Below are 19612 nucleotides of genomic sequence, written 5' to 3' on the forward strand. Positions count from 1 at the left end.
TTCGCGAAAGCCGCCGACGATGCCCAGTTCGTGCGCCCGGCGGCGTTGCACGGCGCCCTCGGGATCGACCGCTATCGGCTCGTGTCCGGCGCTCGCAGCGATCGCGGCGATGTCGCCGGTCGAGAGATCCATATCGAACGCGGCGGCGCAGAAATGGTCCTCGCGATCGTCGAGACCGCGCGCCCGCTCTTCCCGGAGGTCGAAGTTGTCGTACCAGACGCCTACCGCGGCGCACGATCCGCGATCGGCTGCCACGATGAACGGCGTCGCGCCGTCGAACGCGGTGATGCGCACACCGCGCGCGATCATCTCCGCGTGCATCGGCATCGATCCGGAGCGCGTGGCACCATGGAAATCGCGATAGTCCACGATTGCCTTCACGTGCAAATGCACCGGCCCGTCGGTTTCGGTGACGGTGTACGTGATATAGGTGGTATTGGCACCCTGCTCCATGAGGATGCGCTTTTCAAGGCGCGCACCGTTCAAGGCAAATGTCCACACGGGAACCGTGCCGTCAAGTCGAAAGCGATCGATGTTGGCATAGCCTGCCGGGTCGATCGCGCCGCCGCCCCATCGGATCGTGCTCAGCCGGTAATCGCGATCTCCGACGGTCGCGATTTCATCGAGGGTCGCGACCAAGAGCGTGCGTCCGGCGGGCGGACGCAGGGCCGCGAAAAGCAGGCCGTGATAACGGCGTGTGAGCGAGCCGGCGATCGTACCGGACGCAAAGCCGCCGAGCCCGTTCGTCACCAACCATTCGCAGCGCTCAGCGTCTTCTAGTCCGACGAACCGTTCGCGGCCGAAATCGACCATAAACGAAGCTTCACCCGGGAGACGTGACGCACCCGCTCTATAACCATTCGTGCGAATCAACTATATGACTTAGGGTTTCGGAACGTACGACGATTTCGACAAGACCAACGACCGCGCATGCGTAGGCTATTGGTCTCCACTTGATGACGCGCGGCAGGAGCGTTTGGCGAGCCGCGAAAACCGCAAAAAGATTGCACGTCTGCGCCATCTGCATAGATGCGCGCGCCAAGGAGTACACTCGTGATCGGTCTCATCGCACTCGTGACTTCTGCCAGCCTCGTTTCTGCCGCTCCCGATCTCGCGCAGTTCTCCGATCCGCAATCACTCTGCGGTCCGCCCGTGCACGGGCGTGCGGTCGTCGATCCGCCCGAGCTGTTCAGCCAAAACGGCGTTCTCAACGTCACCCTCACGTTGATCGGCGCGCGGGATCCGGTGTTCGATCAGGTGCTGTGCTGGGTCTACACCTTCCCGGGGAAAAACGGTCCGAAGCTGCTCACCACGCCGCCGACGCTGCACGTGAAGCAAGGCGATCGCCTGGAAGTCACGCTCGTCAACGATTTGCTCGCGCCCGCTCCCGACCAAAACAATCGGGCCGAGCTCAGCATCGATCGCCGCATCGGCGAATCCGGCATGGGCGCCATGGCGATGCCCCAAGACGATTCGCTGCCGTGCGGACAGCAGGTGGTCGATCCGGTCCACACCCCGGATCCGACCACCGGCCGGATCTACGGCAACTTCCGGCCGCCGTACAACGAGACGAATCTGCACTTTCACGGTCTGAACACCTCTCCGAAACAACCGGGCGACAACACCACCATGGTGTTGTTGTGCCCGCGTCAGAATTCCGCGCAATTGCCGGAATCGTACAACTACATCGTCGATATTCCGCGCAATGAGCCGCCGGGTTTGTATTGGTATCATCCGCACGCCCACGGCGAGAGCGAGCATCAGCTCCTGGAGCAATTGACGGGAGCGATCGTCGTCGACACGATCGCGCCGTCCGTGCCCGATAACTACACGAATCGCGTCATCGTCGTGCGCGATCTTGGTGACGGCACCACGAGCCAGCCGCACGAGATGGCGCTGCGGAAATTGCGCTCGCGTCTCCCCACGCTCGCCGCCATACGCGCCGACATCGCGCAAAACGGTTTACCGCAGCCGGCATGGTACCGGGGATCCAACGGCTACCCGTACGGTCCGCCGGATCAATGTCCGTCCGATCTCATTGACACTCCGCGATTCAACTCCAAACAACTCCTTGTGAATGGGGTCCTGCTGCCGGCGCGGCCCAACCAGTTCGGGCGGTTGCCCTATACGAGCATCGCATCCGGCGAGACGCAATATTGGCGCTTGGCCAACACGTCGGCCGACACCATCCTCAACCTCGAATTGTTGGTCAACAACGTGAGGGTCCCCATTCAAGTCACGACACGCGACGGCGTGCCGCTCATCACGCAGAATGGTCACCCCACGTGGCAGCCCGTCCCCACCGATCACGTTTATTTGGATCCGGCGGCGCGCGTCGAATTCTTCCTGACGGGGACCAATCCGGGAGATCAGATAGTTCTGCGAACGCTCACGATCGACACGGGCTGCGGCGGAGACTCCGATTTCGAGCGGGATCTGCTGGTGGATCACGTGGTATCCGGACCGGTGACGCATCATATGTTGGCGGCGCCGCACGCCATCGACCCGGTGCCGGTCCGCTTTACCGATCTGGGTTCGAAGCCGCCGGTGCGCAAGCGCATATTCGTGCTGACCGAATACCAACGCGACGATTCGCCGGAGCCGGATTTCTACATCACCGAACTCACCAACCCGAAGGCCGTCGAGCATCCATACGCGATGAATGGACCGCCGGACGTGGTGGTCAAGGACGGAACGGTCGAAGATTGGACCATTCTCAACTACACCGAAGAAGTGCACGCGTTCCACATCCATCAGATACACTTCTTGGTCTTGAAGGGCGGCGGACCCCAAGGCGGCGAGGGTCAGTTGTTGGATACGGTCAATGTCCCCTACGGTGTTTTCCAGCCGGGCGGCAAGAACGGCGATCAAATGAATCCCGGCGCTGTCATGCTGCGCATGGATTTTCGCGATAAGAACATCGTCGGCGAGTTCGTATATCATTGCCACATCCTCGAGCACGAGGACAACGGCATGATGGCGAAGATCCGCGTGACGCCGTAGGACGCGCACGCTCTAGAATCGGGGCCGGTCCATGACGCCCTTCATCGAATCGGTGAACGTGGGCCTTCCGCGGAACGTGCCGTGGCTTGGCGAAGCGGTCGCAACGGGAATCTTCAAGACCGAGGTGCACCGGCCCGTGCGCGTATCGTTTCTGAACCTCGATGGCGACCGTCAAGCCGACCTCACCGTGCACGGCGGCCCTCACAAGGCGGTGTACGGATATCCGTCCGAGCACTACGAGTATTGGCGCGCTCAACTTCGGGTTGACGAATTGCCGTGGGGCGCGTTCGGCGAGAACTTGGACACCGCCGGACTTCTTGAAGACGACGTGTATGTCGGGGATCGCTATGTGGTCGGCAGCGCGACGTTCGAAGTGACGCAGCCTCGCGTTCCGTGCTTCAAGCTCGGCATCAAGTTCGGGGACCAGGGAATGCTGAAGCGGTTCCTTCAGAGCCGGCGCACCGGTTTTTACTTCAAAGTAATCGGCGAGGGCGAGGTCGTCGCCGGCGACAAAATCGAACGTACCGCGCGCGGCTCGATCAGCATAGCCGACGTGCTGCGCGCCGCGTACGATCGGCCCGGCGATCCCGCTCTTATCACCCTCGCCTCACAGGCGCACGCATTGCCCGAGAATTGGCGCGCGGAGTTCCGCGACCGCCTCGCCCGCGCCGACTAGAGGTACTGATAGCCGAGAGCGGCCACCTCGCCGCAAGCCTGGCCGGCGATGTTCGCGACGTCGGCGTTGGTCGGTACGCTGAGGTCGTTGAAGTAGACGGCAAAGGCGATGTGTCTGCCCAAGCGCGACGTGAAGTAGCCCGCCAACCCTTTTGCCCGCACCATGATCCGCGAATTCAAGTAATCGTCGTCTTGCCACGTGCCGGTCTTGGCTGCGACGCGCCCCGCAGCGGGCGTCGACCGCGCGATGTCCGCAAGCGTACCGTCGCGCCCGAGGACCGGCAAGCCCGCGTGAAAGGCCCAGAATTCAGGCTGCTTTCTTTCGAATGCGAGGAAGCGCACCATGAAGTCCGGTGAGAAGTACGCGTCGCCGCCCTCGCCGTCCGACTGCGCGGCGCCGCCGAGGTCCAGCTGGCCCTGTGCGAGCCATGCCCGTTCGACGCCGAAGCCGGCCCGGTCGGAATCCGTGTGCGCGCCGGCGGCCACCGCGCCGACGATGTACGGCATCGTGGCCGCGTGCAGATTCTGACTGACCTTGAGCGTTACTCTGACGTCTTGCGCGAGCGGCAGCGAGACGTGGTCGGCGACGAGGTCCGCGTCTGCGAAACGATCTGAGGCGGAATAAACGGCGAACGAGTTACCGCCCGAGATATTGTCCGCACCGTCCAGCACGGTCACGCCGCGAGCGCGCAGCGCGTCGGTCAGAGCGAAGCGTAGATATTGGTCGGGTTCTTGCACCGCGTACGGGTCCCAGGATTCTTTGGTGCCCGCGGGCACGGAGCCGGTGATGGTCAGCGTGTGCGTCGAATTCGGATTCGTGACATCGGCGTCTGTGTCGATCGTGTTCTTCGACTGCGGTGGCCCGGTGACGGCCTTGTTCACGACCGTGAGATACGACGTCGAGGGCGAGGCGACGATGACGGCAGGCGTTCCCGGCGCCGGACCTGGCGTTATCGATAGATCGACGATATTGTCGTTGAGGCAAACCGGCGAGATCGTCATGCCGGTGCCGTTCTCGGTATCGCCCTGCTTGAAAAGGCCCATCTGCACGATCACGTCGCCGGTCACGCTCTTGATGCCGTGCGCGACGATCTGCCCGGCGAGGTCGTCGACGGCGGCAAGCGGGTCGCCGTGAACCGGCACGCCGCCGTAACTGTGGTCCTCGTCCACAAAAGCATACGTGCCGTTGCTTTGCGCCCGGCCGGAGAGATCGGGATCGCCGGATGGCACGACGACGAGCTGACCCGCAAGCGTGCCGTCGGCCGCGATGGCGCCGGTGCGATAGATCCGCGTGTGAAACCGGTAATCCGAACCGAGCACGTGCAGCACGGTTCCCTCGGTCACGAGCTTGGTCGTCGACGCCGCGACGAACAGCTTATCTGCATTGCGCGAGAAGATCGGCCGGTTCGCATCGAGATCGAAGAACTCGACGCCGAAACTCGCGTGCGCGAACGCCGGCCTGGCCTCGAGCGCTGCGATCCGCGCCGCAAAAAACATTTCGCCGCGCGCCGCCGCGGGCACCGCGGGTGCGGGGACCGGTCCGCGCGGCGCAGCCGCCGAAGGCTGGTATCCGAAGACGACGGCGAAGACAAATACGATGCCAAAGGCAATTTTGTACATGGTGGCGCGGTTCTTCACGCCGTGCTCATATTCCCCATCTGGAATGAGGATGCGCGCGACGATTAGTTGAGCAGCCGGGCCAAGCTCGGCAGCGCTTCGCCATACGTCGGATGGATGTGCACCGAGCGGTCGAGGACGCGCCACGTCGAGCCGGCTTGCATGTGCGCCACGATGACGTGGATGAGCTCGCCGGCTTCGTAGCCGACGAACGTTGCGCCTAGTATCTTCTCGGAGTCGTCGTCGACGACCAGCCGGTAAAATCCGAGATCGTGACCCCACTCGATCGCTCGTGCGATCGACGACATCGGCATCGTCACGGCGCGCGCGCGCAACCCGTGCTTTTTCGCTTCATCCAAGGTCATGCCGGCGCGGGCCACTTGGGGTTCGGTGAACGTCGAGTAGGCGAGCACGCGATCGTTGCGCGTGCGCGTCTCTCCGCGCACGATCGCCTTGAGCCGCCGGTAATCTTCCCACGAGACGTGTGTGAACGCGGGCTGTCCGGCGACATCCGCGATGGCGAAAACGCCTTCTGCCGACGTCCGGAAAGTCTCGTCGATCGTGACGTTGCCCCGGGCGTCGAGCGCAACGCCGCCCGCTGCGCATTGCAGCTCGGCCGTATTCGGCTTGCGCCCCACGGCCACGAGCATCGAATCCCCTTCGAGGATGTCGCCATTGTCGAGCCTGACAGCGAACGTGCCGTCTCGATGAGCCACGCTTGCGGCGCGGCGCCCGAGGTGAAAGGTCAGCCCATCCTGCGTTATGCCTTTTTGCAGCGCATCGGACGCGTCGGGTTCCTCTCGCGATAGCACGCGCGGATTGCCGTCCACGATGTGCACGCTCGCCCCGCAGCGCGCCATCCCTTGCCCAAGCTCAAGGCCTATATAGCCGCCGCCCAATACCAAGAGTCGCCGCGGCATCTCGGTGAGTTCGAAAAAATTCGCGTTGGTGAGAAACGGCGTGCCGGCAAGGCCCGGTATCGGGGGCACGAGCGCGCTCGTGCCGGTGTTGATGACGACGAGCGGCGCGGTGACCGTGACAGCGCCGCCCATAAGTGTGCGCACACCGACGAACGATGCGTGGGCGCGGACGACTCGCACGCCGGCATCCTCCAATTTCTTTTCGACGCCCGCGCAGAATTCGTCGCGGATCCGGCGCACGCGCGTCATGACCGCGCCAAAATCCACCGTGACGACGGCATTGACGCCGAGTTTCGCAGCGAGGCGCGCACGGCCGGCGCCATGTGCTGCGGCCAAGAACGCCTTGGACGGCGTGCAGCCGTAGTTGATGCACGAGCCGCCGAGACGGTCGCGCTCGAACAGCACGACGCGCTTGCCTTCCTTCGCCCAATCGATCGCGAGCGGAACGCCGCCTTGTCCGCTCCCGACGACGATCGCGTCGACGTGCTCCACGTGCTTCTATCTCCTATTCCGTGCGTTCACGAATCCCGGTCCGGCGCCTTATCTCGATATTCGGCGGCTTGCTGCAGCAGCTTGGCGACGATGGCCGTCCATCCGGTCTGCTGACATGCGCCGAGCCCTCTGCCGTTGTCACCGTCGAAGTATTCGAAGAATAGCGTCTTCCCAGGCCAGCCCGGCACCGGTTGGTCGCATAATGTCACGAGCCGTCGCGATAGTTCGGCGGCGACCCGCCATAGATTCATTTCGTTGCCGGAACCCGTCGGACACTCGATCGTGAATCCTTCGCCATAGTAATAGTCGAATTTCTGCAACGCTTCGATCAAGAGGTAGTTCACCGGAAACCATACCGGCCCGCGCCAGTTCGAATTGCCGCCGAACACACCCGTTCTTGACTCGGCAGGCTCGTATTCGACGCGGTGCTCCATGTCGTCGACGTTCAACACGAACGGCTGGTGCAAGTGCTGTTTCGAAAGTGACCGCAATCCGCCCGGGCTCAAGAACTCCGTTTCGTCCAGCATGCGCTCGAGCACGCGACGCAACCGGTCTTTGCCGCAGATCGCGAGGAGCCGGCGTGCGTTGACGCCCTCGGTCTCCATGCATGCGACGTTCTCGCGTAGATCGGGGCGATGGCGGATGAACCATTCCAGTTTGCGCGTGAAGTCCGGAAGTGCGGCGAGTATCTCCGGTTCCAATATCTGAACGGCGAACAACGGTATCAAGCCGACGATCGACCGCACCGCCAGCCGTTCGAAACGCGCGGCCGGCACATGCAAGACGTCGTAGTAGAATCCGTCTTCTTCATCCCACAAGCCGACGTCGCTTTCGCTCACGTGGTTCATGGCGTCGGCGATCCGCAAGAAATGCTCGAAGAATTTTGTGGCGATGTCTTCGTAGGCGCGATTGTCCGGCGCAAGCTCGAGTGCGATCGCAAGCATGTTGAGGGCGTACATCGCCATCCAGCTCGTGCCGTCGGCTTGATCGATGTGCCCGCCGGTCGGAAGCTCGGCCGAGCGGTCGAAGACGCCGATGTTGTCCAACCCGAGAAAGCCGCCCTGAAAGACGTCGTTGTCGTCCGCGTCTTTCCGGTTGAGCCACCACGTGAAGTTCATCAAAAGTTTTTGAAACACGCGCTCCAGGAACAGCCGGTCGCCGGCGCCGCGCATCTTGCGCTCGATCTGATAGACCCGAAGCGCGGCCCAGGCGTGCACCGGAGGATTGGCGTCGCCGAATGCCCATTCATACGCCGGCAACTGACCATTCGGATGCATGTACCACTCTCGGGTAAGCAGCACCAGTTGCCGTTTCGCGAAGTCGGGGTCGATCATGGCAAGCGGCACGACGTGGAACGCGAGATCCCAAGACGCGAACCACGGATACTCCCATTTGTCCGGCATCGCCAGAATGTCGTCCGTATGGACGTGCAGCCATTCGTGATTTCTGCCGCTTCTGCGCTCCGGCGGCGGCGGCGGCGCGCCAGGGTCGCCGTCCAGCCATTCCTTGACTATGTAGCGGTAGTATTGTTTTGACCAGAGCAGACCCGCAAACGCGCGCCGTTGCAGCAATCGTCGCGACGGCGAAGCTTCGAAGGGGTTTATCCGCGCGTAGAATTCATCGGTCTCGCGAAGCCGCGATGCGAATGTCTCTTCAAAACCGTCGCCGAACGGCGCGGACGCGTCGGCCTGATCCGTGAGCCGCAGACGGACCGTCTGTTCCTCACCAGGCGCAAGATCCAACACGTAGTGCGCCGCGCATTTGGTCCCGGTCAGCTGCGGGTTCACCGCTTGGGCGCAGCCGTCCACGAGATAGGCGTGAAACGCATCTTTGACGTATGGCGACGCGTTTTGCGCGTTCCACAGACGTTCGGCGTTGGACTCGTTTTCGGTGAAAAGCAGCTCGCGCGGCTTCTCACAATGCAGATAGTACCGGCCCAGCGTGGGATGCGTGGTCTCCACTACTCCCGGTTCCACTTGACCGAGCAGCGGTTTTTCCGAACCCGGCTTCCACGACCACGTATTGCGAAACCACAGCGTCGGCAAAAGCTGTACGCTCGCGCGATCCGGCCCGCGATTCTTGACGCTTATGCGGACGAGGATGTCCTCGGGGCGGGCCTTCGCATAGCGTACGGTGACGTCGAAGAATCGATCGCCGGCGAAGACCCCGGTATCGTCGAGCTCGTATTCTCCATCCGCCTTGCCGCGCCGTGCATTCTCCCGGACGAGGTCATCGTACGGAAACGCGCGCTGCGGATAGACGTAGAGATACTCCATGTATGCGTGCGATGGCGTGTTGTCGAGGTGGAAATAGCGTTCCTTGACGTCTTCTCCGTGATTGCCTTGCGGGCCGGATAGGCCGAACAGCCGTTCCTTGAGGATCGGATCGGCGCCGTTCCACATGGAAACGGCAAAGCAGAGCCGTTGATGGTTGTCGGATATGCCCGCGATGCCGTCCTCGCCCCAGCGGTAGGCGCGCGATCGCGCATGATCGTGCGGGAGATATTCCCAGGCGGCACCGTCGGCGCTGTAGTCTTCGCGCACCGTGCCCCATTGACGTTCGCTGACATACGGGCCCCAGCGGTACCAATGTGCACGCCGCCCGCGCGCTTCGATGAGCCGGGTCTCTTCTGCGGTCATCGGTTTCCCTTCGCGGCCACCACCGCCGCGTCTTATCGGCGCTGGATTGTTCTCCTGTCGGCGGAACGTCGATGCATCCGCCCGAATGAAGACTCAATCGTCAAACGGTGAGCGAAGTTTCCACATAATATGCCGTCGCTGCCGCCCGCAAGGAGCAACAACATGCCGCAGCTCGGCTCTACTCTTCCATCGTTCGACGGCGTGCCGTTGTGGCGTAACGGACCTGCGCCGGCGGTCGCGGATCTTGAGGGCAAGCCCGTGCTCGTCCACTTCTTCTCCAGCGGCTGTCCTTTGTGCCGGGAGGGGATGCCGGTCATCCGCCGGCTGCACGCCGCATTTGTCCAGCGCGGCCTTGTGGTCGTCGGAGCGTATCAGCCGAGGCAGGATGCCAAAGCCACACCGGGCGATGCCGAGCGCGAATGCGATCTCCACGTGGGGCCGACGCATCCGTGCGCATTGGACGACGACGGCGTCCTCGCCAAGCGGTTCGAAAACGATTGGCCGCCGGGCTACTACGTCTACGACCGCAGCCATCGTCTTCGGCACTACCAGATGGGCAATTGGAATCTCGACGAGCTCACCGCACTCATCGAAGGTTGCATGGGCGTCTAATGCGGTCGCACGCTTACCGGTGCTCGTCGCGCAGCGCGCGCGCGAGCACGACGTAGAACGCGATGAGCAAAAAGCCGATGCCGGACACGATGATGGCAAGACGCGGCCCGTAGAGCTGCGCGAGGTATCCGCCGATGATCGCACCCGGAACCATGCCGATCAACACCACGAGACGCACCGCGCCGAAAACGGCTCCGACCATTTCACCGGGCACGATGCGGATGCGCCAGCCGACGATCTGTGTGACCTGGAAAGAGCCGGCCACGCTCGACAGTCCGAAGAAGATCATGACCGTCAGTACGTTGTGGGCCAACAGCACCGGCAAGTAGAGAACCGCGTCCAAGACGTACGCCACGCTGAGCGTTTTGCCGAAATGCCACTGTGGCCCGAAGCGTCCGGCGATGAGCGCGCCGATCACGGACCCAACAGCGACGCCGCCGAACGTGATGCCGACCAGAGCGTCGCCTGCGCCGAAAACCGTCTTCAGGTATGGGATCGTGATCGCAAATCCCATCATGCCGAAGAAATTCAAGCCAAGGCTGGTCAGGGTGATGATCGTCATCGCGTTGTCGGCGGCCAAGAACCGGAAGCCGTTGCGGATGTCGCGCACGATGATCTCCGCCCTCGGCCATGCGATGGGAGCCTCGGGGCCGAGCGTCGGCACTGCGAACAACGATATCTGCGAAACGAGATACGTGCAGGCGTTGACGACCAGCGCCGGCAGCGCTCCGGCGGCGGCGAATATCGCTCCGCCGATGGGCGGCGTGATGAAGTTCGATGTCTGCTCGGCCGCGACGAGCGCGGCCACGGCACGCGACGAACGCGATTTGCCCACAAGGAACGGGATGCTCGACATCTGCCCGCCCATGAACACCGCGGCGGCCGCGGACAGCACGACGATGCCCGAATAGAGGACCGGCAACGTCAATGCTCCGCGCACGTACTCGATCGAGAATAACGCCATGATCGCGAAGCGGGTGAAGTCGCACCCGATCATCAGCCGTCGGCGATCGGTCCGGTCGGCAAGCGATCCTCCCACCAAACCCACAAGCGCAAAGGGTAGAATTTCAAGCGCGTACGTGATGCCGGTGGAAAGCGCCGAGCCGGTCAAATGGAAGACGAGGAGTGGAATGGCAAGCGTCCGCAGTCCGTCGCCGAGATAGCTGAAGCACTGGCCGCCGAAGTAGTACGCGAATCCGCGTTCGGCAAATATGGAACGATCGGTGGACATCCGGATCGGCGGGCCTTACGGTTTCTTGAGTGCGGCGCGATACTCGTCGAGCATTTCGAGTTCACCGGCGTGGGAGAGCGTTTCTTCGTGATGGCGCACCCAATCGCGGGGCACGCTTCCGAAAACGGGCCGGCCGTGATGCCGCCGGAAGATCGCGTAGCCGATGATCCCCGACACCACCCATAGCGGCCCGGCGATTCTGCCGACCGGATGCGTGATGATGATGAAGATCAAAATCGCAGTGATGCCGAGCAGCCCTATGATGGATGCGATGGAGACCGAACCTTTTCGGCCTCGAATCGTGACGGCGAAATTCAGGGGCATCCGGAAAGGACGCGGCGCGGCCGTATCGGTGAAGCGCAGCGTGATCAGAGCGATGAAGACAAGCGTGTACGAAAGCGCCGCGCCGAACGCATACAGATCGGCGAGGAAGTTCAATGCCTGATCGCCTTGGCGATACGCGGCGATGAGCTCGACGAGCGCGACCGACGAGAAGACGAGAATAGAGACGACGGGCGTCTTCGTCTTCGCGTTGGTCACCTTGAATGCCGCGGGGAGCAGCCCGGTCATGCCCATCGCATACGCTATGCGCGAAGCGCCGAAAACACCGGAGTTGCTGGAGATCATCACGAGGAACGCGCCGAGAAACGGCAAGTACAATTTGAACAGAAACCCGACGTATGGAATGAAGCTGACGAGCACGGCGACAGCCTTGTCATTGTTCGCCGGGGTGCCGAGAAATTGATAGAGCGGAATTGCCGCGCCGCCGGACGGGACGTCGGGCATTCCGAGCACGAGATTCGAGTAGCCGACTGCGAAGATGAGGATCGTGAGGATCAGCGCCATCGACGTCCGCGGCAGGACCGTGGACGGACGGTACGTCTCTTCAGCCGCCTGCGAGATGCTTTCCAGGCCCACGAACGAGATGATGGCAAGCGAGATCCCGAGCAAGAGATTGTCCGTGCTCGGCCAGTGCAGGCGCATGGTCCGTTCGAGCAGCGCCGGCTGCCAGGCGAGCACGAATCCGGCGACGAGGATCAGAGTTTCGTTGACGACGTCCACCGCCGCGACGATCTCGTTGATGCGCGAAGAATGGCGCACCCCGACGACGTTGATGATGGTGAGGAACGCCGTGACGCCAAGCACTGCGATGAATTTCAGAAGTGCGTGTTCGCTTAGCCACGGGACGGCAACGCTGAGATATCCGATCGTGAACCACGCGAAGAGGCTGATGTCTATGGTGAAGTCGAGCAGCACCGCCCAGCCCGCGACGAACCCCATGAAATCGCCGAGCGCGCGCGTGACGAAGAACTGGCCCCCGCCCGCCACCGGATACGCGGCGGCCAATTCGGTATAGGCGAGGCCGATGCAGACATAGACGATGCCGGCGAAGGCAAACGCGATGTTGGCCGCACCCATGGCGGCGCCAACGACAAGGCCGAGCGCCACGTATATGTCGGCGCCGACATCGGCGTAACCCCACGAGTACGATCCCCATGTAGAGACCGCACGTCGCAGACTCTCTTCCGGCTGGGCGATCGTCGTGGGCCCCTGCGCGCTCAATGCGCTGATACCTCCAGGCCTTGGCAGTTCCAGGCTCGTCCCGGCGAAGCTCGCTCGCTTCGCCGCCCGCCGCCGTACATGCCTCGCGCTCGAACATAAATTCGGCCTCTGGCGTCTGTCCCGTTTTACAGAACAATGTGAAATCGAGTGCTGCGTGTAACAAAGCGGGTATGACAGGGGTCACATCACTCGAGCCGCAGCAATGCGGTCACATTGCGCATTGTAGCAGCGCAGGACGTGAAGCCATGAAACAGCGCGACAGCCTCAAGTGCGATCGAGCGTTTTCTTTGCCGGAGTTGCTGATCGTCGTTGCGATCATCGCGATTCTTGCGGCGATATTCATGGCGAATCTCATGCACGCGCGAGCCCAAGCCGGCTCGGCCGCATGCGAAGCCAACGAGCGCGCAATAGCCACGGCACTCGAAGAATTCGCCACCGACAACAATGGAACGTATCCGACCAGTTCCGGGCAGATCACGCTGCAGACGTTCGGTGGTCCGGGCAATCCGTATGTCGACCCGTCAAATCTTGTCGATCCGGTCGACGGCATGGCATATACCTACACTCCGGGCGCAGGCACGTGCACCAATAGTTCGGCTTCGTTCGAGATACACGACCTCGGCGGGCACGACGGCGTCACGTTGCAGAATCTGCCGCAACTCGCCCAGACCTCCGACTCGGTCGCGTATTGTGCCGGCGTCGGCATCGTCGCCGACGATAGCCAATTGTTCGCGCAAAAAGGGTACCAAAAGGGACACTAGCCCCTTTGCGGCTTCCCGATCGCATGTACGCACCGCTCATCATCGCAACTGCTGCCACACTCTTCTTCACGCTGTTCGGCGTTGCGCCCGCAGCGGCGGCTCCGACGTTTTTTCGTCACACGTGCGCGGATATATTGAATGCTCCGACCGATGCCCGCTGCGGCATCGTCGTCGTTCCCGAATCTCGCGCGCAAAGCGAGGGAAAGACGATCGGCCTGAACGTGCTGGTCCTGCCGGCGGTGCCCGGACCGAAGCAGACCGACGCGATCTTCGAGATAGCCGGCGGCCCCGGCCAGCCGACCGCTGACAGCAATGGCCTGGATTTCGCATCGATCGCCGGCGCCGCTCACAACACGCGCGACATCGTGCTCGTCGACCAGCGGGGCACCGGCGGATCGCGGCCGCTGCAGTGCGAGATCTATCCGGGCAGCGGCCCGACGCGGTTCTTCGCGCCCGAATGGCCCACCGATATCCTCGAGCGATGCGGTCTACGATTGGGGTCGATCGCAGATCTTTCGCAGTATTCGACCGACAATGCCGCCGACGATCTCGACGACGTGCGTTTGGCACTCGGCTACGACAAAGTCGATCTTGTCGGCGGCTCGTACGGAACCACCGTGGCCCTCGACTATCTCCGTCGTCATCCGGCTCACGTCCGAGCTGCCGTGCTCGATGGCGTCGCGGATGTGAACTCGAAAGGTCCGCTGCCTTTTGCGAAGGCAAGCCAGCGCGCGATCGACGCCCTGTTCTCCGACTGCGCTGCAGACGCGGCTTGTCACAACGCCGTGCCGAATATCCGCTCCGAGTTCGCGGCCGTGCTCGCAAAACTCGCCAAAGGTCCGGTGAACGCGAGCGTGACCGATCCACTGACCAACCAAAAATCGGCCGTGCAGATCGACCTGCCGATGTGGGTCTCGACGGTGCGCTACGGTCTGTACGACACGTCGGGCGCCAGCGATCTCTTGAAGATGATCCATGCGGCCGCAGGCGGCGATTTCAATCCGTCTGCGGATGCGACCGCGCGGGTGCGAGGGGGCTTGGATGGGCTCTACGAGGGCATGTCGATGTCGGTCGCGTGCCCGGAAGATATCGCGAACATCGATCCCGCATCGATTCCGGCGGCCACGAACGACACGTTCTTCGGCGACTTCCGGGTCCGGGCGCAGATGGCAGCGTGCGACGTCTGGCCGCGGAGAATTGTCGATCCGGCCTTTTTCGCGCCGGTTCGTTCCAATGCGCCGGTCCTGATGCTCACCGGCGCGCTCGATCCGGCCACGCCGCCGGACGAAGCCGCTCGCGTGCAGCGCTATCTTCCGCACGCGGTCAACGTCGTTTTCCCGCACGTCGCGCACGCGGCGAACACCGCGTGCGGCAAGAAGCTCGTGAGCGCGTTCATCATCGCGGGCGACGCTCGCGGCCTCGATGCCACCTGCGCGGCTCAGGAGCTTCGGCCGCCGTTCGTTCTCTGATTCCTACGGTTCGATAGAATACAGCCACCAACGGTGCTTGCGCGCCGTCTTGTTCGTGGGATTGCGTTCGAAGTACACGGTCATGTGCTTGCCGCAGGTCGTGACGATTTCGTAGATATGCTTTCGCACGTAGACGTCTCCGCGATCGGTGCCGGTCGAACGCCGTGTGGCTTCGACCGAGGCGACCTCGTAGCGCGTTCCTCGCCACGTGAACGAGCGCGGCAATCCGGGTTCGCCTCGTGACATGGCGCCGACATCGGCGCTGCCGGGCTCGGGTTCGATGGGTTCGGAGACGAATCGGGCCATGACGGGCTAGCGGTTCACCACGGTGCGAGCCTCAGCGCGCCAGGTTTCGTATGCGGCGTGAGCGGCGTCCATCTGCACGGTAAGGCGATCTTTTAGATCGTAGGCCGGCTTGAGCGGCGGGCCGGCTCCGAGCGGTCCGAACAGATCGTAGAGACGTTCGCGCAAACCGGGTGCGAAGATGAAGATGTCCTCGTCGTTTTGCGGATCGGACGACAACTCCGATTCCAAGCGCGCGCCGGCGTCGAGAACCGCACGCGCTCGCGCGAGATCGCTTGCACCCGCCGCGCCGCGCTTCATCATCGACGGCAACATGCGCTTGATGCGGGCATGCATCCCGTCGATGTCGTTGAGCCAGCGGTCGATGCGATCGACTTGCGCGAAAAGAAAAGAGGCATACTCGTATTGTTTTTGATAGTCGTCTTGCGTCCACGGCGCGCGCGGGTCCGCCTTGACGTCCAGCGGCGCCGTGAGCGCGCGCGACCCGAGAGTCAGTCGCACGGTGTACGCGCCAGGCACGACGCCGGCGCCGGAGTCGAAGCCCTGATACGGTTTGGGCGCCCACAGCCATTTTGCCGGCCCGTTCTCGCCGAAGTCCCACACCACGCGGACGAGACCGGCGTCGTTTGCTATCCACGGCTTCTTCTTCCCGTCGACATCGTGCGTTCCGGCGATCCGTCGAACGACGCGGCCGTTCGCATCCAGGATCTCCAGCACGGGGCCGCCGCGAGGCGCGGGTCTAGCCTGGTAGAATGTGATGACCGCGCCGTTCGCCGGATTGTCGCCCGCGTATTCGGCATATGCGTAATCTTCGTGCTCGAAATAGAAGTACTCGTACGCCGTCTGCGGCGCGAAAAGATATGCGCCGGCCGACGTCGCGGCGGTCCACTGCTGAAGCGGGCGCAGATCATCGAGGATCCATAGCGCGCGGCCATGGGTGGCGACGATAAGGTCGTCGGATTGCGGCTGCACGCGCAGATCGCGCACGGACGACGACGGCAGATTGAGCTGCAGCGAGCGCCACCGCAAACCGCCGTCGAACGACACCCACAGCGAGCGCTCCATCCCGGCATAGAGCAACTCCGGATTCACCGGATCGGGCCGTATCGTCTTCATCCATTGATCGTGCGGCAAGCCGTTCGAAAGCGATTGCCACGACGCGCCGAAGTCCGAGGTCTTGTAGAGGTACGGCGCTTCGTCGCCGATCAAGTGCCGGTCGATCGTGACGAACGCGGTGGCGGCGCTGAATGGTGACGGCGCCACGGTGGTGACGTAGCCCCACGGGAGCGTGCCCCGAGGTGTGACATTCTTCCAGTGCATCCCACCGTCGCGCGTCATCTGAACCAATCCGTCGTCGGTGCCCGCCCATATCTCGCCTGCTGCGACCGGAGACCCGTCGATCGAGATGACGGTATCGGCGTATTCCGCGCCCGTCACGTCTTGCGTGATCTCGCCGCCGGGGATCTGTTGGTGAGACTTCACGTTGCGTGTGAGGTCGGGACTGATCACCTGCCATGTCCGGGCGCGATCCTGCGTTTGAAAGATGACGTTTCCGCCGAACCAGGCGGTGTGCGGATCCCAAGGCGCGAACGCGATGGGCGAAAACCAATTGAAGCGGTATTGCTTCTTGTCGAGATCGAAGGCGTAGACGTCGCCTTCGAACGGCGATGCATCGTACGCCTCCTCCGTCCGTTTGTTGAAGATGCTGAGCACGCCGTTTTGCAGATCGCTCCAGACATAGTTCGAGTCCGATGGGTCGGGAACCGACCACATGCCGTCGCCCCCGAGCACATCGGTCCACTTGCCGTTCAAGATCCCGTCGGGGTCCAAGCTGTTCGAGGGTCCGCACAACGACCCGTTATCCTGATACCCGGCGCAGACGCCGTACGGTGTCTGATCGTCGGCGGCGACGTGATAGGCTTGGCCGATCGCCAGGTTTCTCGGAAATGACCAATTCCGGCCGCCGTCGAGCGTGAGGATATAGCCGCCGTCGTCGCCGATCATCACACGCTTGCCGTCGTTGGGTGCGATCCAGACGGCGTGATTGTCGGGGTGCAATCCGCTGGAACCGGTGATCTTCTTGAATGTCTTTCCGCCGTCGCTGCTCGTCGAGATCGCTTCGGAAATCGACCACACCTTATCGCGGTTCGCCGGATCGACCGCGATGTGACTGAAATAGAATGGCCGCTGATCGATCAGCGTGCTCGAGTTCACGAGTCGCCAATGCGCGCCGCCGTCGTCCGAGCGCCACAGATAGCCGTGCGCGGTCTGCACGAGCGCGTACACGCGGTTTGCGTCACTCGGCGCGATGGCAAGACCGATGCGCCCGAGCCGCATGCCGGTCGGAAAACCGGCCCCTTGGATCTTCGACCATGTCCGCCCGCCGTCGTTCGACCTGTACAGGCCGTCGTGCGGACCGCCGCTCGTGAACGTCCACGGCAGGCGGCGGAATTGCCAGATGCCCGCGTAGACCACATCGGGAGCGTGGGGGTCCATCGCCATGTCGGAGACTCCGCTTTGTGGTCCGACGTAGAGCGTCTTGGTCCACGTCTTGCCTCCGTCGTACGTGGCATACACGCCGCGATCAGCCGAGTCTTTGAATGGATCGCCGAGCGCGCCGACGATGACGTGATCTGGATTGCGTGGGTCGATCAAGATGCTCGCGATATATTTTGTCTTCGCAAGGCCGGCGTTCTTCCAATTCTTGCCGCCGTCGTGCGTCACATAGACACCGTCGCCGGCCATCACGTCGTTGCGCGGATTCGCCTCGCCGCTGCCGACCCATACGACTTTTGCATTCTTCGGCGAGATCGCGATCGCTCCGACCGACTGCACGCGCTGTTTATCCCAGAGCGGTGACCATGTGACACCGCCGTTTTCGGTTTTCCAAACACCGCCGCCGGCTGCGCCAAGATAGTACGTCTTCGGATCGTCGCCGACACCCGCGACCGCGCTGACGCGGCCGCCGGCCGCCGCGGGCCCTATCGAACGAAACGAAAGGTTTGCGAATGGGTCGGACGCTGTGTGGTGGGATGACGGCGCCGGTTTTGGATGGGCTCCTGCTGCGGCGCCCGCGCCGAACGCGAGCGCGAGATAGGCCGTTAAGATAGATGCGGCGGCAGCGGCGGACGGACGCACGTCGTTGACCTCCATTCGCAATGTGCGCAGATGCGGCCGTGTTATATGACACGGACGGCGCGGACCTGCTCTTGGCCGCCGCACAGGCCTTGTTTAGCGCGACTCGAAGAACGACGGACCAACTAAGATCGCCCGAGCGAGCCGCCGATATGGATGTCGAAACAGTCGTTCTCTCGCCCGGAGCTATTCCCGGCTCGCTTCCCGTGCGAAAGCCGCGCTTCAATAGCGTCGCGGCCGGAATCGCGTGGGCGTTGGCGGCGGGATTCACCTCTGAAGCGGTGTTCTCGTGGCTGCGGTCGCGCGCGATGCCGGTTCCTGGCCGCCTCGTCGACATCGGCGGACGGCGTCTCCACCTTAGGATAGCAGGCGACGGTCCGGGGCCCACTGTCGTGTTCGAGGCGGGTTTCGGCGGGTCGTCGGTGCTCTGGTCGCTCGTGCAGCGCGACGTTTCGAAATTCGCGCGCACGTGTTCGTACGATCGCGCCGGCTACGGCTTCAGCGATTTCGGTCCGTTTCCGCGATCGGGTGCCCAGCTCGCCGCCGAACTCCATCTCGCTCTCGCAAAAGCGGGGCTGCCGCCGCCGTACCTCCTCGTGGCGCATTCGTACGGTGGTCTTATCTCCCGTCTGTTCGCATGGCGCCATCCGCGCGACGTCGCCGGCATCGTGCTCGTCGACGCCTTGCACGGGGCCATCTTCCACGAAGCGCATCTGGTCATGCGGCGCATGGTCACGGCGTTCGGGTTCACCCTCGGCGGTCTGGTATTGCTCGGCGCGATCGGCGTCCTGCGGTTGGTGGCGCGCACGCAAGGTCCAGAGATCATCTTGGGCCTTCATAAGCTGCCGCCGCAGGTGAGGCGGGAACTCGCCGATTCACTGCCGCGCGACGTGATCGCCGCGCTGCTGGAGATCATATGGTGGGATGCGACGTTGGATCAGGCGGAAATAGCAACGCTGCCGCCCGAACTGCCGATCGTAGCCCTCGCGCACGACTTGACCGAGACCTTTGCCGCAGCCGGGCGCGAGGCGACGCGCTACGAGCGCCTTTGGCAGAGCATTCAGTCGGACGCGTTGCGATTGAGCCGGCGTGCGACTCTGTTGCACGCGCGGGCGAGCGGGCATCACATCGCGCTGGACAATCCCGAGGATGTCGTGAACGCCGTGCGCTTTCTGATGCCGCGCTGATCTCG

At 63.0% G+C, this 19612-nt stretch carries 14 protein-coding genes; 6 read left to right on the plus strand and 8 right to left on the minus strand.

What is annotated here, in order from left to right; all coding sequences use genetic code 11:
* Nucleotides 1-813 (minus strand): glycogen debranching enzyme N-terminal domain-containing protein (locus VII69_08660; protein HEY5095170.1); only part of this gene is annotated, 813 nt, incomplete at its 3' end.
* A gap of 240 nt (nucleotides 814-1053) precedes the next feature.
* On the opposite strand from VII69_08660, the gene VII69_08665 reads away from it, so the two are divergent.
* Nucleotides 1054-3003 (plus strand): multicopper oxidase domain-containing protein, encoded by a 1950-nt coding sequence (locus VII69_08665; GenBank protein ID HEY5095171.1) that lies wholly within the window; start codon nucleotides 1054-1056, stop codon nucleotides 3001-3003.
* Nucleotides 3004-3034: 31 nt separating this feature from the next.
* Entirely contained in the window at nucleotides 3035-3679 is a 645-nt protein-coding gene (locus VII69_08670; GenBank protein ID HEY5095172.1) for an MOSC domain-containing protein, read from the plus strand.
* Here the strand turns inward: VII69_08670 and dacB are convergent.
* From dacB to VII69_08685, 3 genes are read right to left on the minus strand one after another with little or no spacing between them, the layout of a single operon-like run.
* Nucleotides 3676-5316 carry a D-alanyl-D-alanine carboxypeptidase/D-alanyl-D-alanine-endopeptidase gene (gene dacB, locus VII69_08675; GenBank protein ID HEY5095173.1) on the minus strand — a complete coding sequence of 547 codons (1641 nt, stop codon included), beginning with the start codon at nucleotides 5314-5316 and terminating at the stop codon, nucleotides 3676-3678. The two genes, VII69_08670 and dacB, sit on opposite strands and share 4 nt — an antisense overlap.
* Before the next feature lie 44 nt (nucleotides 5317-5360).
* Nucleotides 5361-6707: an FAD-dependent oxidoreductase gene (locus VII69_08680; GenBank protein ID HEY5095174.1), complete on the minus strand. Its 1347-nt coding sequence runs from the start codon at nucleotides 6705-6707 to the stop codon at nucleotides 5361-5363.
* Between the two features lie 26 nt (nucleotides 6708-6733).
* Entirely contained in the window at nucleotides 6734-9346 is a 2613-nt protein-coding gene (locus VII69_08685) for a hypothetical protein (GenBank protein HEY5095175.1), read from the minus strand.
* A 162-nt stretch (nucleotides 9347-9508) separates the two neighbouring features.
* On the opposite strand from VII69_08685, the gene VII69_08690 reads away from it, so the two are divergent.
* Nucleotides 9509-9958, plus strand: coding sequence for a TlpA disulfide reductase family protein (locus VII69_08690; protein ID HEY5095176.1), 450 nt, complete (start codon nucleotides 9509-9511; stop codon nucleotides 9956-9958).
* A gap of 13 nt (nucleotides 9959-9971) precedes the next feature.
* On the opposite strand, the gene VII69_08695 is transcribed toward VII69_08690, so the two are convergent.
* Nucleotides 9972-11189 carry an MFS transporter gene (locus tag VII69_08695; protein HEY5095177.1) on the minus strand — a complete coding sequence of 406 codons (1218 nt, stop codon included), beginning with the start codon at nucleotides 11187-11189 and terminating at the stop codon, nucleotides 9972-9974.
* A 15-nt stretch (nucleotides 11190-11204) separates the two neighbouring features.
* Nucleotides 11205-12752 carry an APC family permease gene (locus VII69_08700; GenBank protein ID HEY5095178.1) on the minus strand — a complete coding sequence of 516 codons (1548 nt, stop codon included), beginning with the start codon at nucleotides 12750-12752 and terminating at the stop codon, nucleotides 11205-11207.
* Between the two features lie 245 nt (nucleotides 12753-12997).
* Here VII69_08700 and VII69_08705 point away from each other — a divergent pair, with 245 nt between their 5' ends.
* On the plus strand, nucleotides 12998-13513 hold the full coding sequence (locus VII69_08705; protein HEY5095179.1) for a prepilin-type N-terminal cleavage/methylation domain-containing protein: 516 nt from the start codon (nucleotides 12998-13000) through the stop codon (nucleotides 13511-13513).
* A gap of 23 nt (nucleotides 13514-13536) precedes the next feature.
* Nucleotides 13537-14982 (plus strand): alpha/beta fold hydrolase, encoded by a 1446-nt coding sequence (locus VII69_08710; GenBank protein HEY5095180.1) that lies wholly within the window; start codon nucleotides 13537-13539, stop codon nucleotides 14980-14982.
* Nucleotides 14983-14985: 3 nt separating this feature from the next.
* Here the strand turns inward: VII69_08710 and VII69_08715 are convergent, their stop codons facing one another.
* Together VII69_08715 and VII69_08720 are read right to left on the minus strand one after the other, a co-directional pair.
* Nucleotides 14986-15288, minus strand: coding sequence for a DUF6504 family protein (locus tag VII69_08715; GenBank protein ID HEY5095181.1), 303 nt, complete (start codon nucleotides 15286-15288; stop codon nucleotides 14986-14988).
* Between the two features lie 6 nt (nucleotides 15289-15294).
* On the minus strand, nucleotides 15295-18423 hold the full coding sequence (locus VII69_08720) for a hypothetical protein (GenBank protein HEY5095182.1): 3129 nt from the start codon (nucleotides 18421-18423) through the stop codon (nucleotides 15295-15297).
* Between the two features lie 149 nt (nucleotides 18424-18572).
* Here VII69_08720 and VII69_08725 point away from each other — a divergent pair, with 149 nt between their 5' ends.
* Nucleotides 18573-19607, plus strand: a complete 1035-nt coding sequence (locus VII69_08725; protein ID HEY5095183.1) for an alpha/beta hydrolase — start codon at nucleotides 18573-18575, stop codon at nucleotides 19605-19607.
* Nucleotides 19608-19612 lie beyond the last annotated feature (5 nt).

This window comes from Candidatus Eremiobacteraceae bacterium, assembly GCA_036511855.1.
In the GTDB taxonomy this organism is placed as follows: domain Bacteria; phylum Vulcanimicrobiota; class Vulcanimicrobiia; order Eremiobacterales; family Eremiobacteraceae; genus JABCYQ01.